General features: G+C 34.8%; 11 protein-coding genes. All 11 read right to left on the reverse strand.

The features are described 5' to 3' along the window. Nucleotides 1-21: 21 nt before the first annotated feature. Entirely contained in the window at nt 22-1,332 is a 1,311-nt protein-coding gene (locus BST92_RS01340; protein ID WP_105069843.1) for a T9SS type A sorting domain-containing protein, read from the reverse strand. Between the two features lie 480 nt (nt 1,333-1,812). Then, complete coding sequence (locus BST92_RS01345) at nt 1,813-3,465, reverse strand: family 16 glycosylhydrolase (protein ID WP_105069844.1); 1,653 nt, start codon at nt 3,463-3,465, stop codon at nt 1,813-1,815. A gap of 10 nt (nt 3,466-3,475) precedes the next feature. Beyond that, entirely contained in the window at nt 3,476-5,509 is a 2,034-nt protein-coding gene (locus BST92_RS01350; protein ID WP_146105076.1) for a hypothetical protein, read from the reverse strand. Between the two features lie 10 nt (nt 5,510-5,519). Then, entirely contained in the window at nt 5,520-6,977 is a 1,458-nt protein-coding gene (locus BST92_RS01355; protein WP_105069846.1) for a RagB/SusD family nutrient uptake outer membrane protein, read from the reverse strand. Nucleotides 6,978-6,987: 10 nt separating this feature from the next. Then, nucleotides 6,988-9,489 carry a SusC/RagA family TonB-linked outer membrane protein gene (locus tag BST92_RS01360; RefSeq protein WP_281257030.1) on the reverse strand — a complete coding sequence of 834 codons (2,502 nt, stop codon included), beginning with the start codon at nt 9,487-9,489 and terminating at the stop codon, nt 6,988-6,990. Beyond that, nucleotides 9,489-10,010 (reverse strand): carboxypeptidase-like regulatory domain-containing protein, encoded by a 522-nt coding sequence (locus tag BST92_RS15330; protein WP_281256965.1) that lies wholly within the window; start codon nt 10,008-10,010, stop codon nt 9,489-9,491. The genes BST92_RS01360 and BST92_RS15330 overlap by 1 nt, the downstream gene beginning before the upstream one ends. A 326-nt stretch (nt 10,011-10,336) precedes the next feature. Continuing rightward, nucleotides 10,337-10,993, reverse strand: a complete 657-nt coding sequence (locus BST92_RS15410) for a glycosyl hydrolase family 17 protein (protein ID WP_425437388.1) — start codon at nt 10,991-10,993, stop codon at nt 10,337-10,339. Nucleotides 10,994-11,005: 12 nt separating this feature from the next. Further along, entirely contained in the window at nt 11,006-11,203 is a 198-nt protein-coding gene (locus BST92_RS15415) for a hypothetical protein (protein ID WP_342747819.1), read from the reverse strand. Nucleotides 11,204-11,206: 3 nt separating this feature from the next. Further along, the gene (locus tag BST92_RS01370) at nt 11,207-13,555 is read right to left on the reverse strand and encodes an MFS transporter (RefSeq protein ID WP_105069847.1); all 2,349 of its coding nucleotides are present in this window, start codon (nt 13,553-13,555) and stop codon (nt 11,207-11,209) included. Nucleotides 13,556-13,560: 5 nt separating this feature from the next. Then, nucleotides 13,561-15,069 carry a glycoside hydrolase family 30 protein gene (locus BST92_RS01375; RefSeq protein WP_105069848.1) on the reverse strand — a complete coding sequence of 503 codons (1,509 nt, stop codon included), beginning with the start codon at nt 15,067-15,069 and terminating at the stop codon, nt 13,561-13,563. Further along, complete coding sequence (locus BST92_RS01380; RefSeq protein ID WP_105069849.1) at nt 15,062-16,345, reverse strand: glycosyl hydrolase family 17 protein; 1,284 nt, start codon at nt 16,343-16,345, stop codon at nt 15,062-15,064. Before BST92_RS01380 ends, BST92_RS01375 begins: the two co-directional genes overlap by 8 nt. Nucleotides 16,346-16,356 lie beyond the last annotated feature (11 nt).

A 16,356-nucleotide genomic window follows, 5' to 3' on the forward strand; every position in this document is an offset into this window, starting at 1 on the left:
AAATTAAAATTTGGCTAAATTTTAGTCTTTTGATAATTTTATATTTTGAATACCATCAATTGATGAGACCTTTGCAATATACATTCCTTGAGAAAGACTTGTTGCATCTAAACTAACAGAAGTAGCATTACCATCATGCTGATTTAAAACTAATTTACCAGTCAAATCATATACTTCTATAGTATCAATTTGGTTATTAGCAGATTGAATAGTCCAACTATTTTGTGTTGGATTAGGAAATGCATTAAAAACATTTAACTTAAATGAATCTGAACTAAGCGTTTGTTGAGAGAAATAAATATTATCAACATAAATAAAATCAGACTGTAGATTACTTGAAGCATCTATTTTCCATTGAAAAAAGTTAGCCTTAGAAAAACCACCGGTTCCACCTGTGCTTCTAGGGGCAGTATTCTCAAAATAAGATAAAGGTATTTCCACATGCGTCCATGCTTCCGTTACGATAGCTTCTTGTGGAGCGGCACCGCCTATTTCATACCAGTATTCAACTACAGCACCGTTGTTATCAATGATATAAAATCTAAGTTCTGTAGACATATTATCTGCCCAATAATCAAACTGTAAAAAATTATATGCTGTTATATCAACAACACCATTTTTACCTTCGCCATAACCGGCAGCAGCAAGATTGAATTTAAAGGTATTATTAACTCCTGAGGTACCTAAATCTACAATATTAGACTGACCAAAATTGTAGTCGCGAGTCCAGAAGTTAGTGTAACCACCAGTATCTGTAAAAATAGATAAAACTTCTGCAGCAGGTGCTGAAGGATTTGGAGCAGCAGTCGCAGGAATAGGATCAACTGGTATCATCGCACCATTAGGCCCAGTAATATCATCAATATAATAAGTTCCTGTAGCTGTATTACCAGGTGTTGAATCTGTAAATATTACAATAGTTGGATATTCATTTCCTAGACCAGCTCCAAAATCAATATTAACAGTTTGCCATCCCATCATATCAGTGGTAAAAGTCAACTCAGTCGCTCCCGATGATCCTCCTTCAAATTTCAAAAGGTGAGTTCTCAAAGTAGCATCTGGCGCCCATATTCTCATAGATATAATGTTAGTGGCATCATTAGATAAATCAACAAAAGTATCTAATCCCATAGCTGCTCCATCAAAATCAACTCCTGCACCTATCATTTCAAGAACTTGATTAGTTGGATCTGTAGGATCTACAACGACACTTGCTACTGTTCCATTAAAAGCACCAAAGTTGTCATCTTCTGGCACTTCAAAATCTAAAGGTAATGACTGTGAAAATCCTGCTATTGAAAACAAGAAAAGCAATAAAGTAATTTTTTTCATTTAGTTATTTTTTAATGTTTAATTCGATAATTTAAATCTAGAACAATAACGATGTAGTTATCTCTATTAGACCTATACAAAAAATCATCAATTAAAATTTTTATCAACTTTTATGAGCGCTTATTATAACTTACTGACTTTATGATGATTACAATTTCTACAACGTTTTCGAATAGATAAATATTCAACCTAAAAAAGAAACATGTTGTGGTAATGATGTGAAAAAAGTAGAGAATATCAAAGAGCCAAAACTCACATAATCTGACATTTAAAATACATTCTTACCACAGATAGATATTTTGTTATTGATAAATTCTACATATGATTGCATTCAATAGTGCACTAACGATACCTCTATATAAGACTACTTTTTTATATTTATTTAGTTATTAACCATTGATATATAATGTAGCTATCATTAAATAGAATAAAAAAAATGGTTCCCTAAGGAACCATTTAACAACATAAATAATCATCTAACTACTGATAAACTCTTATGTAATCTACCTCCATGGTACTCTCTACAAATGCTGGGTCGATAGCACCACCAAAATCACCTCCCATGGCTATATTCAAAATAAAGAAAAAATCTTTATCAAAAGGCAATGTTGGGTCATTTGCGACTTGATGAAATTGTTGATCATCAACAAAAAACTTGATCTCAGTACTCGTCCATTCCATCTTATAAACATGAAAATCTGACGAAACACCAGAAACAGTTAAGTTACCACCATCAGCATTTCCTGCAAACGCACCAGGATGATGAACAGTCCCATAAATAACGTCTTGATTATTACCTATATGTTCCATTATATCTATTTCTCCAGCTGCTGGCCATATATTTGTTTGATAGTCTGATCCTAAAGTCCATATCGCAGGCCATGTACCACCGCCAGCAGGAAGTTTAGCTCTTACTTCAACAGTACCATAGGTAAAGTCATAAAGGCCTTCAGACTTAATTCTAGCAGATGTATAATTAGCTCCATTGAAGTTTTCAGCCTTAGCAGTAATTTTTAACACTCCATTCTCAACCGTTACATTTTCAACACGATCAGTATAGGTTTGTGACTCATTATTTCCCCAACCATTAGACCCAGTCCCCAAATCGTAGGTCCAGTTGGCTGGATCTGGCGCACCATCAACATTAAACTCATCTGACCATACTAGAGAACCTGTAGTACCACCACTTGTAGCATTAGGATCGTCAGTGGAAAATATATGGTACCAAGCTAGATTACCATTCATAATAGAACGGACTACTAGTCTATTTTCTGAAATCTCGAGAATATCATATAAAGAAGAATTAATATAATAACTCATAAAACCGTCTCCACTGAATTGCATTGCAGTACCACGTTTTTCATCTTCTGGGACGATAGAGTCTGATGGTAGGAAAGTGACATTTTTCACACCAGAAGTATCATAAGTATAACAATAATCAAACCCGTTAGAGCCACCTGCAACGCTTTCAAAAGCTCCATTGAAATATGTCTCACCTCCATTTAGTAATTCATATGTTACATTATCTCCGTTTTGAGAGAACACTAGTTGATCCATATAAAGACATAAGCTTTCTGGGGCTCCATTTTTTTCAAAAGGTGCTGCACTATAAAAAGCTGGAAAGTTATTTTCTCCTGGGTTAGCAGTGTTAGGATCATTAGGTCCCACTCCTAAATGACCAGGCTCTGCAGCGGCCCAGTACCAAGTTTTTGATGACCCATCACCGCCAGTTAAAAAGGTTTTTGCCTCAACATCATTGAAAGCACTAAACACCTCTACTAAAATTACTTTAGATGTGGATAATCCGCCAGTACCAGTTGCTATAACCGTTACACTATACGTGTTCACACCAGGCTCAACAAACTGATGCGTGATTGCACCATCATAAGCAGATCCTGTGCGCATATCTCCAAAATCGAAAGTAAAATTAATAGCATTGTCTGCCGATGCTGTAAAGTCAACCTTACCACTACCATCACCACTAGGGTTCATTGCATCTTGACCTCTTACTATAAAATTCACTTCAAGATTAGTAGGTGCTGAGATATCTCCAAATTGTAAATCGTCTTCCTGACATGATAGCACCAAACAACCTAGAAAGGCGAATAGATATATTTTTTTTAAAAGTTTCATAATGCTTTTATTAGTTTGTTAGTTCAATTTCATCAAAGTAGTAGTCTACTCCAGTTCCTGCATTACCAAAATCAAAGAACACTACTATTTTTTGATAATTATTTGAGCTATTGATACCTGTGAAGTCAAATGTTAGCTCTTCCCAACCATTTGCTACCGTATTAATAACATCTACCTCAGTATTAATATTAGCATCAGCAGAGTTTTCTAATTTCATCTTAACCACAATTCCTGATTGAGGCGACCAAGTCTTTAATTTAATTTTCTGTAAGCTTGTAAAATCAACAGGAGCATCAAGTTCAATGAATGATCCAGCCCAAACTTGTGATCCATTAGATTTATTGAGATTTGCCACAGTAGCGGTAGTATTTATACCAGTTGCATCTGGATTTGCTATTACTAACGTGGCTGCTCCACCAAAGTCGGTGAAACTGTAATTAAGTGTAGTGTCTTCAAAAGTTACTGGTAATTCTAAAGCTGCCATACCATCAGTCAAAGCTATATCATCAAAATAGTAATCAGTCCCAGCACCAGCGTTTCCAAAATCAAAAAACACAACTACCCGTTGATAATTATTTGTATTAGTTATACCTGTGAAATCAAATGTAAGCTCTTCCCAAGCATTTGCTACTGTATTTACCACATCGACTTCTACATTAATATTAGGATCTGCTAGATTTTCCAATTTCATTTTTACAGTGATACCTGATTGAGGCGACCATGTTTTTATACTGATCATTTGCATTAATGAAAAATCAATAGGGTTATCCAATTCAATAAATGATCCTGCCCACACTTGTGATCCATTTGATTTATTTAGGTTACCTACCATAGAAGAGGTGTTTAATCCTGAAATATCAGGATTAGACACTAATGAAGTATTTGCTCCACCAAAATTATCAAAGTTGTAAGTTAGAAGCGTAGACTCAAAATCTAAAGATAGCTCTAAAGCTATAGGACTTTGACCTGTTAATTCAATGTTATCAAAATAGAATGTATCTGAGTTACCAGCATTACCGAAATCATAAAATACAATCACTTTTTGGTACTGTTGAGTAAGGTCAGCAGCAGAGAAATCAAAAATCAAAGTCTCCCATGAACTAGTGGCCGCAGTAGGCACATCTAATTCTGTACTAATATTAGAATCTAAAGCATTTTCTAACTTCATTTTCACAATAGCTCCAGCTGGTAAAGGCGACCAAGAATCTAATTTTATTTTTTGAAAAGTAGTAAAATCTATGGCTTCATCTAATTCAATAACAGTTCCAGCAAAAACTTGTGCGCCAATATTTTTAGTCGTTTCTGCAACGAAAGAACTATTGTTACCTAAAGGATCTGGATTAGCAACTTTTGCAGAAGCAGCACCACCAAAATCAATAAAATTATAAGCTAAAGTAGCAGATTCAAAATCTATAGGAAGTAGAAAAGGATCGATAATAGATACCATTTCAGTTGCTGTTGTAGTTGCTGCACCACCGCTGAAAGCTGTAACGGTAACCATGTAATCACCAGTTGAAGAATACACATATCCTGTCTCACCAGTTGTAGATAAACTTTGTGCAGGCAAAGTAGCATCTTCACCAAAAGTAACTTCAAACATAGTTGCAAAGTCTGCTGTTGCAGTAACGATAACTCCAAAACTAGTATTAGGATCACTTGTTATGTCGATAACTAAATTTTCAGGTGCTCTAAAGGACACCATCAAGTCCTTAGTAATTTCTGATACTTTACCATTTAATGAAATAGCGAGCAGTCGTATGGAATAAACACCTTCGTCATAGACACGCTCAGTACTTTCACCTGGTAGTAATTCAATCGATTCTTCTGATCCATCACCATAGAAGAGTTCATATGAAGCTGCTCCAGATGAAGAAGGTGTTAAAGTGACTGTACCACTATTATCCTGAAGAATGTTGAATGTAATATCGAGCTCTTGTGGAGCACTTAAATTTTGAACTTGATTAGTAAGATCGTCTTCAACACAGCTAACTACAGCCATGAAAATTATTAATAAAACACTTAGAAAATAGAATATCTTTTTCATGTTAATATGATTAATAGTTAGGGTTTTGTTCCCATCGGTTACCCGATAATATAATTTCGTCTACAGGAATAGGAAACACCTCATGTTTACCTGTGACAAATCCGTTTATTTCTGTAGCTGCTCTACCAGTGCGTACTAAGTCAAAAAAGTGATGCCCTTCACCGACTAACTCTACTCTCCGTTCATGATAAATTGCATCAGTCAACGCAGCTCCCGTAGCGGTAACTAATGGCATCATTGCTCGCATTCTAACCTCATTGAGATAATCTCTAGCGATGTCATCACCTAAGTTTCCGCGATTATATGCTTCGGCAGCCATAAGATAAACATCTGCAAATCTGATAGCTCTATAATTATTAGGGTTAGTTAAGTTTTGATCTCCTGTATTTAAGTCGCCCTTTCTAGCGATATACTTTCTGTTATAATATCCAGTATGCTCAAATCCAGTATTAAAGGTTGCTCCATTTGATGTAGCCCAGTCATCAATATCTAAAATAGCTACTGGTAGTCTAAGATCATTAGGTTCAAACTCATCATATACATCCTGAGTAGGTAAATTGAAGCTAAAACCAGAATCAAATACGGGACCGGTGTAATTACGTATACCATTAAAGCCTACAGCTACGTTTCCTTCACTACACTGTAAACAACCAAATCCTGCTCCTTCAACATCAGTATATTGCACTTCAAATACAGACTCAATGTTATTCTCATTATCGTTTTCAAAAATAGTTTCATAATCATCAACTAAGTCATAAGGCCCCATTAAAATCAACTCATCAAGAACATTAGCTGCATCGTCAAATTTATTCTGATATAAATAGACTTTACCTAATAAAGCTTGTGCAGCTCCTTTAGTTACTCTACCAGTTTCAATAGTGGTGTAATCGAGATTGTTTGCTGCAAATATTAAGTCTAATTCGATTTGCGTATAAACATCTGCTTTAGGAGTTCTATCGATTTCAAATTGATCACCAAATAATATTCTTTTATCCACTACTAATGGTACATCACCAAAAAACTTAACCAATTCAAAATAGTAATATGCTCTTAAAAAACGAGCTTGGGCTAGAACTTGTTGTTTCTCAGGAAATTCAATCTTATCTTGAAATTCCATAATATAATTTGCTCGATTAATACCAGCATACATCCAACCCCAAATATCCTTAAGTTGATCATTAACTGGTGTGTGCATCATATCATCTATTTGTTGAATACCGATAACATCTGTTGCACTTTCTCCGCCAGCAACAGTATTGTTCGACGCTATCTCACCAAGCATTACATTCATATAAGTACTTTGTAATAAGTCATAGGCACCTATTAATGCACTTTGATAATCTTCAGAAGTGTTAAAAAAGTCTTCAGAGTTTACATCTCTACTGGCAACATCTACATAATCGTCTGTACAGCTGTTTATAAATACAGTTGCACTCAAAATAAGAAATAGATTAATTATTTTTTTCATAATAATGAGATTAAAATTTTACATTAACACCTGCGAGAAATGTCCGTGGCACTGGATAGAATCCATAATCGATACCACCACCGATAGGTGAACCGTCTGATGCTGATGGGTCGAAACCACGATATTTAGTAAGTGTGAATAAATTATTTACAGAGACATAAAACCTCATGTCCTTTATTTTAAGTGAATCAAGTTTGGCGTCCGAAATAGTATATCCTACTTGCATATTTTGAGCTCTTAAGAAGGATCCGTCCTCGACGTAAAAGTCAGAAAATACCTGATTCGAAGTAGCACCAGTGCTAACTCTAGGTGTAGAATTACTGGTTCCAGAACCTGTCCAACGATCTAAATAATTTGTAGTAAGATTAGTAAGATTTTGATTACGTTCATAATTACGTACAACATCATTACCTATCGATGCGTATAAATAAGTCTGTACATCCCATTTCTTATAGTTGAAAGATAGATTAAGCCCCATAGTTACATCTGGTATAGGATTCCCTAAATCTGTTCGATCTTCTAAATTAATTACACCATCTTCATTAATATCTACATATCTTAAATCACCAGGTTGAGCGTTTGCACCCAGTACTTGTTGAGATGGATGTGATGCTACTTCATTAGCATTTTGAAAAATACCATCAGTACGGTACCCATAGAAATATCCTATAGGCTTACCTACTTCCATTCTAGATGGTGCTGGTTGACCTACACCAAAAGATCCTCCTTCTAAAAATCCTACAGAATTATTAACTTTAAGCACTTCATTCTTTAACGTTGCAAAATTATAACTTGCCGTAAAGGATAGATTATCATTGATTCTGTCTTTATAACTAATAGAAAATTCCAAACCTCGATTTTCAATATCTCCACCATTAATAACCGGCGCACTAGATCCTGGAGCAGTTACACCTAAAGTACCAGAAACTACAGGCACTAATAATAAATCTTCGGTACGGCGGGTATAATAGTCAATGGTTACATTCATTTTATAATCTAAAAATTCTGCCTCTAAACCTATGTCTGCTGTGTATTGTTCTTCCCATTTAATTTCCGGATTAGAAATAGCACCTATTGCAGTACCGAATATTAAACTATCACCGATAACATAAGCTCCTTCACCATTAAGCAATGAAATAAATCTATAATCAGGAATTCTATCATTTCCTATAATACCGTAAGAGCCTCTTAATTTCAGGAAATTAACAGATTTAGAATCCCTCAAAAAATTTTCTTTACTCATCACCCATCCTGCAGATGCTGATGGAAAAATTCCGAACTTATTTTCAGGACCAAATTTTGTAGATCCATCGCGTCTTATAACACCAGAGAACAAGTACTTGCCATCATAATCATATTGCAATCTAGCAAAATGTGATAGTAGTCTTGCATCATATTCATCACCTCCATTTTGGAAATTATCGACTACGTCAGATGCATTCTGTCTATTTGCATTTGAAAAACTATTATCTGGAATATCAAAACCTGTTAAACCATTAAACTTTCCAGTAGTTCTAAACGCAGACATTCCTACAGTAGCATTTAAGTTGTGCGCTTGCGCGAAAGTGTGCTTATAATTAATAAACGCATCATAAGTGTAATCCCTAAAGTAATTACTGTATTCTCCATAAACATTACGTGTTAAGTTAAATACTTTACCTGAACCATAGTTTGCCTCAGGCGCAAAATTATCACCGTAAGCTTCGGCATAATTAAATTGGATTCGGGTTTCAACCGTGAAGTCATCCCAAAACTTATAATTCAGTCCAAAATTTCCACTAATTTTATCTACTTTATTAGAATTGAATGTGTTCTCCAGTTGATGTACAGGATTAATAACTTCATTCCCTAAGCCTTCGGCTAAGGTAAAATCTCCATTTGCATCCCTTACTGAAAAGGTAGGAGCATTATTTACTGCATTAAATAAAACACTACCAAGACCAGTCTCAGATATCGTACTACGTGAAGTACCTGTGTAAAATAATCCTGTTTTAACTTTTAGATTGTGTAAGAGGTCATAATCAAAATTAAATCTTAAAGTTGAGCGTGTAAAATTACTTTTTCCAGCACCTACGATACCGTCTTGAGTAAGTAAAGCAGCTCCGAAAGCATATGCCGCTTTTTCAGTACCACCTCTTAAACCTATATTATTATTAAAAATTGGGGCGTTACTAAAAACTTCAGCCTGCCAGTCTGTATCATTTAATCCTACCACTGTTGAAAAAGGCGGTGTTTCTCCATTATTTGCAAATGCCTCATTAACTAATAACGCATACTGTTTTGAATTTAAAGTAGGTAATTTTCTAGTGGTTTGTTGAAAACCTACAAAAGCATCATACTCATATTGTAATTTTTGATATTTCCTACCACCTTTAGTAGTAATTAAAATAACACCATTTGCAGCACGTACACCGTAAATACCGGCAGTCGCATCTTTTAAAACCGTATAACTTTCGATATCTCCAGGATTTATAACACTTAAATCCTCTACAACGTTACCATCTACTAAAATTAATGGCCTATTATCACCATTAGTTGAAACTCCCTAATTCTTATATTAGAAGCAGCACCAGGCGAACCAGAGGTTGATGTCACATTAACACCAGCAACTTGACCTTGAAGAGCTTGTTCTATTCTGGTAGGTTTTAGACTTTCAATTGTTTCGGCATTTACAACAGTAACCGCACCTGTTACTTCTCTTTTTGCTTGTGTACCATACCCAACAACGATTATTTGATCAAGTGACGCGACATCTTCTTCAAGAGTGACAATTAAATTTGTACTGACAGGAATTTCCTTAGTCGTGTAACCTAAATAAGATATTACCAAAACATCAGATGATAATGCTACAACACTAAATTTACCATCAAGGTCTGTAGTGATACCTACATTGGTACCTTTAACAATAACTGAAGCTCCTAATAAAGGCTCTTGATTTGATCCATCTATTACTGTTCCTGTAAATGTTGTTTGCTGCGCAAACCCAATTAACGAAAACGTTGTAATAAGAAGAAAGAAAAAGTATTTATTCATCCTTTTAAAATTTGGTTGGTTAAAATTAATGTGAAGTATATGTTAATTAAAATTTTAAGCGCTACATCATCTCAACAATAGAATGTTTTTTTAAAAAACAACCAACAACACTTAAGTCACAGTAAATCAATAAGAAAAAACATTAATGATTTTCTAAAATTTAACTTACAAATCTAGTTGAGCGCTTTATGTTGTGTTAATGTTGTAGTGTTCTAATTAAATTGTAGTAATCGAAAACGTTGTAGAAAAACAAATTTATTGCTCAACATACGAATTGATTTAGAATTTTAAATCTTCATTTTTATTCCATATACCCCAGTATGCTCCTACCTCACCTTCAGCACTTTTTTCCAAGACTCATCAAAAGATGAAAAATAAAAAATATCAACTTTCTGTTTTTCAGACCACGCTTGTGTATCAATAAAGTATTTCATGGCATTTGTATTAGATGCCACGGCAGCTTTTAAACTTTCACCATGGCTAGGCCATCCTGTTTCTGTAATTATCACTCCTTTCCCACTCTTGCTTACAGCATTTAAAGTCTGATTAAACATAGCCTTCATATGGCTATTTGAATATTCAATAGCTGTTCCTTCCCAGTAAGGATAGCAATTAGCAAGTATAACATCAGTGTTTTCAACTAGTTCAGGATGAGACGAAAATTCATAATAAGCGTCTACATAACCAACTGTCAATTGAGGTACCGCTACCTTAACTCTTTTAATATAATTGATAAGCTGTTTTAGAGATAAATCATTTCGATAAAGGACTTCATTTCCTACCGCTGCAATATTAACAACTCCTTTTTTAGCTAAATTGATAAGAGCATTAATCTCTTTTTCGTTTTTTTCTAAATCATCACTTAACCATGCTCCTACCATAGTTTTTAAACCGTGTTTATGCGCCATTACAGGTATAAATTCATTGCCTTCAATACATGAGAAAGAACGAACCCATTTGGTGTATGGTTCAAGGATTTTTATCCTTCGTTCTACTTAATCCAAAGATATTTTATCTCCAGGTTTTTGTCCATCTTCATAAATACTAAAGCAAATTCCGTGAATTCCATCCATTAAAGTTTTATTCCATAATTGATGTAATTTGGTCTCAGAAAATTGGGATAACTCAATACCCCTTATTTTTAAATCGCTAGCACCTCTATCTTTTAAAAACTGATTTTTTCTAATCGACATACTTTAGTATTTAAAATTTTCGTCCTTATCCCATATTCCCCATCTTGCTCCTACATCACCTTCTTGATGAACTTTCCATGATTCATCAAACGATGAGAAGTAAAACATTTCTACTCCTTTATCTTTATACCAGTTAGTAACATTTACAAAATACTTCATTGCATTAATCATAGATGGAACTGCTTCTAGATTTTCTGATCCTTCATTAGGCCAACCTGTTTCTGTAATAATAATTGGTTTTTCTCCAGCCACTTGTTTCACCATTTCGTACATCTCATTAAGATAAGCAGTAGATTGATTTACAGAACATCCTTCCCAAAATGGATAACAATTAATTAATAAAACATCACACAATTCCACTAGTTGAGGATGGTCAACAAATTGGTAATACGCATCCACATATCCCACAGGTATATCTGGCAATGCCTCTTTAACCTTTTTGATATATTCCACAATCTCATCAATAGAATATTCATCTCTTAAAAGCACTTCATTACCTACTACAGCTATGTTTACGAGACCTTTTTGTGCTTGTGTTATTAGACCCTTTATTTCTAGATCATTTTGGGATCTATTATCACCTATCCAAGCACCTACCATAGTATTTAAGCCCTTAGAACGAGCAGACAGCGGTATTAACTCATTACCGTTTCTACAAGAAAATGAACGAACCCAAGTCGTATATGGCGCTATCACTTCCATTCTCTCATCGATTTGTGTCCCGCTTAATTTATGATTTACATTTTGCCCTTCTCTGTAAGGACTGAAACATATACCATGTAATTTTGATTTTAATGCATTATCAAACATAATCTTTAATTCCTCTATAGATATATCTTGGTCTACATCAGTGGCATATGAAGTTTTTTCATGGATAGATATTAAAGATTCTAATTTATTTTTACCGTAGAAGGAAGAACCTATAGCAAGATCAAAATTTTTACGCTTATCTAATTTTGCTCGTATCTCACTGGCTCTTTCTTCAGTGACATCATAATCGCGCATGATAAACATTGCAGCAATGGTTCCTAACATTGGGAAAAAGCAGAAAAAAGCATGTAATCCATCAACTGCACCTTGCTGTTCTAACGTAGATAGGTCAGAATTAAAACCTACTAACCATATAATTCCACCACTTAAAGCTCCTGCTATGGCATATCCTACCTTTACCATCCACCAATAAATGGCGCCAAATGTCCCTTCTCTTCTTTTGCCTGTATTTAATTCATCAATATCAATAACATCTGCTGTCATAGACATCATTATAGTGAACAAACTACCTATACCAAAAGAGAAAAAAGGCAATGCAAATATGTATAACCAAGGTTTACCTGGAATAAATAAGAAATAAAGCATGATGTAACCTATGATAGAAATACTTTGACATATCATAAAAGCTTTTTTCTTACCCAACCTTTTGGAAAGTCCTGTCACTATGGGTATAACAATAAATGTAGTCCCTAAAGCGCTTAAACAACCGAATAATGACACCCAGACACCCGTTGCCTCAGCATCACCATTGAAAAGCTTATAAACTATTACAAAAAAAGTAAGTGAAGCTACTGTATTAAAGGCATTAAAAATGAAAAAAGTAGATAAACATAACTTTCTAAATTCTTTAATCTTGAAGGCTTCTTTAAAACTGTCTCTTATTTTTGTTAAGCTACCACCGATATTTGATAAATTCAATGGCTCATAATCTTCACTAATTGTTGATTTGCTTTTGATAAACAATGCCGGTATCATTGCACAAATAGCACATGGAATAGCTACCCAAATAGCAAGTTCTCTTGCAGCAACATCTGCAGACGGGAACCATTCAGGATCGTACATTATTAACCAAAACAATGGAGCAATAACCCAAGCCCATTGCCCTATCCATTGGGCAACAGCCATGATGTTAGTACGTTCATGAAAATCATCACTCATTTCGTAACCCATTGCTACATATGGCACACTAAAAAAAGTAAGACCTAAGTAGAATATAATCGACCAGAAAAAGAAATACCAAAAGTTATATTCTAAGGAATTTTCTTTAAATAGTTGCCACATAAAAATATAAGCAACACCCATTATAATTGACCCAATTAAAACATAGACACGTCGTCTTCCCCATCTAGATTTTGTATTATCAGATATAAAACCCATTATAGGATCGGTAATAGCATCTAATAGTCGTGGAAATAAATATATCATTCCCCACATCAAACCAGTAAATTTTAAGTCTTCAACCAGCACCACCATAAAAATCCCCAAAATCGCAGGAAACATTTGATTAGCAAACATTCCTACACCGAATGCTAGCTTCTGACCAAATGGTATTTTACTACTAGTAGTTTCAACAGTCGACATACATTTTAGTTTTGGGTTGGTATCATCACAGTTTGAAGTGATTGAGCACTTAGATTGATATTTATTACGCTTTCGCGAAAGCGCAATTCATAATTCTTATCCTTCATTCCTTCATTGAAAATCACGAGGGCAATTGTTCCATCTGGATTTTTTGCTGCAGTAAGCATCAAGTCCTTATCTGTATTTTGAACATCTATGACTTGAGCGCCTGGTCTGATGTATTTGCTGAAATGTGCCATCGTATAATATAAAGGTGTGAAGTAGACCTCATCATTATCAGGATCGACAATGACTGGTGCTACACACCAGTTTTTGAACCAGTTAGGTCCACCTTGACGATCTAACACCATATTCCAGTCTACCCAACCGTCTACCCAATTATTCATACAACCTATAATATCACGAGCATAACGATTAACGGGCGCATATTTGGGATGTAAGTATTTATCTTTTTCTGGCGCCCAATCCCAGCCCCAATCAGTTGCTTCTTTAGACCAGTACCATTGATCATTTTTCCATTCAGGTATTTGAGAATCGACACAACCTTCTGTCTCGATAAGATATTTATCTGGTGCTTTGTAATGTGCATATTGTAGATCTTCAGGAAAATAGTCATAAGTACTCTCATACCAGTGAATGGCTGTTCCATCGAAGTATTTTGAGGATTCTTGATCTTGATACATGACGTCTACCCATTCTTTAAGGCCTGCTCTATTCTGGTCATATCCTAGAATAATTTTATCTCCATAGCCATCTTGTTCTAACCTAGGCCCTAGGTGATGCTGGACAAAGTTTGTCATTTCTTGAGGTGTAAAATGCATACTTTCCCAGTTATCACCATTACCATGTGGCTCATTTTCCACTGTAAAACCCCATATAGGTATTCCTTCAGCTTCATATGCCTTAACATATTTTGAGAAAAACAAAGCCCATGTATCGTAGTATTCTGGCAATAATTTACCACCTACCCAATGCTTATTATCTTTCATCCAAGGTGCTGCTGTCCATGGTGACGCAAATAATCTAAATCCATTATCTGAAGCTGCCATGGCATCTTTAATCATAGGTATTAAATCATCTTTATCTTCTTTAATAGTAAAGTGCTTTAATTCCATATCACCTACCACTGGTGAATATGAATACTGAGATAATGAAAAATCACAACTATTCATATGGGTGCGTGTTAGTGAGTAATTTGCGCCTTCTTTAGAAAAATAAGCATTAATAATAAGGTCTCTATTCTCCTTACTTAGTCTATTAAGTAAATAGGCAGAGCTTTCTGTAAACGCACCACCGAAACCAGTAATTTTTTGATAAGTAATGTTTTCATCTATGGTTACAACAGTCGTGTTTTCTTTTACTTCAAAAGGAGTGACACGTGTCAATTGATTACCTGCTGCAGAAGTTTCATAGACATCTACATGGAGCATTTTATGTTTTTCTTTACAGCTCAAAGTTGCACAGATTATTGCTACAATTAAAAAACAGGATCTTATACTTTTCCATCTATTCATATCCTTTAAAATTTGATTTAACTGGTGGTAATTGTACTGCTTGCATAAGCTGGTTTTTATTACCATTATAGGTTTTAGATATTAAATGACCATTTCTAGTAAGACCTGCAAAAACATCTTGATCCACTAATTCCCATAGACCATATTTAGCCTTACCATTTAAAGTAAATAATCCAAAATGGTTTTCTGATCCTTGTGGATTTTTGGCGTCTTTCCATTGTTCATCAAATGCTTCAAAGTAGAAGCAGGAAATTTTACTTTTTCTAGTCCATTCTCTGATTGATTGATAGTACAGTCCCGACTTGTACTCATCAGTGGCTTTTGATCCATTGTTACCATATAATCTACTAGAATACGTTGCCCATCCGGTTTCACCTATGTGAATTGGCTTATCAATACCTATAGACTTCATGTATTCATAAACACGATCATATTGATCAATCGCATAAGCTAATGACCTCTCTATCGACTTCTCTACTTTTTGTCCTTTAGAAAGCGTATTTTCTTCAGGAGAGTTGCCCCAAAAAACAGGATTATAATGAGTGTCATGCATAGGATAAGTATGCATCGAGATATAATCTACTGCTTTGATTAATTGATTTAATTCTTGTGTATGATAAACATCCTCTCCACCACCCCAAGAAGCAAAATTATCTGAACTGGTAATCCATAAATCTTTAGGTAATTTCCCTTTATCCTTTAGGCTTTGTAGATGATTAACCCATTTAAGAATCACTGCTGGTTGCACATAGTAACTTGTCGCCCATTTTACCATTGCCTCATTACCTACTGCGATAATTTTAATTATATCTGGATACTGTTGCGCTAATTGTACAGCACGATCAATCTCTGCAGCATTATCTTCACTTTCTATATTGTGATCTGGTTCTTTATCGGTCCACGCGTTTTTACAATCAATCCACGCACCCAGCATGACATACATTTCAAAATCTGGTTGCTCTCTTTTTAACTCGTCAATCGCTTTAACCACGTTTGTAGCCATAGGTAATTGCATGTTATAAGTACGCAAGATTTTCACATTCATAGCTGCAAGAATCTTCATATCATTCTTGATTTGTATGATGGACGGCTGTATATCTCTAGAGGTACTGCGATAACCACCGTATGAGATCGCCAGATAATCTGGATTAGATAGGATAGCACTTGCTGTCATTGTATTTGCTTCAATTACTAGAGGTTTATTTTCATTAAAATCTTTACATGCTGTTACTATAATTAACAGTATTATCGTTAAGGATTTTATTTGAAATTTCATAACTAGTTTTA

Origin of the sequence: Nonlabens arenilitoris (assembly GCF_002954765.1) — a bacterium.
GTDB lineage: Bacteria > Bacteroidota > Bacteroidia > Flavobacteriales > Flavobacteriaceae > Nonlabens > Nonlabens arenilitoris.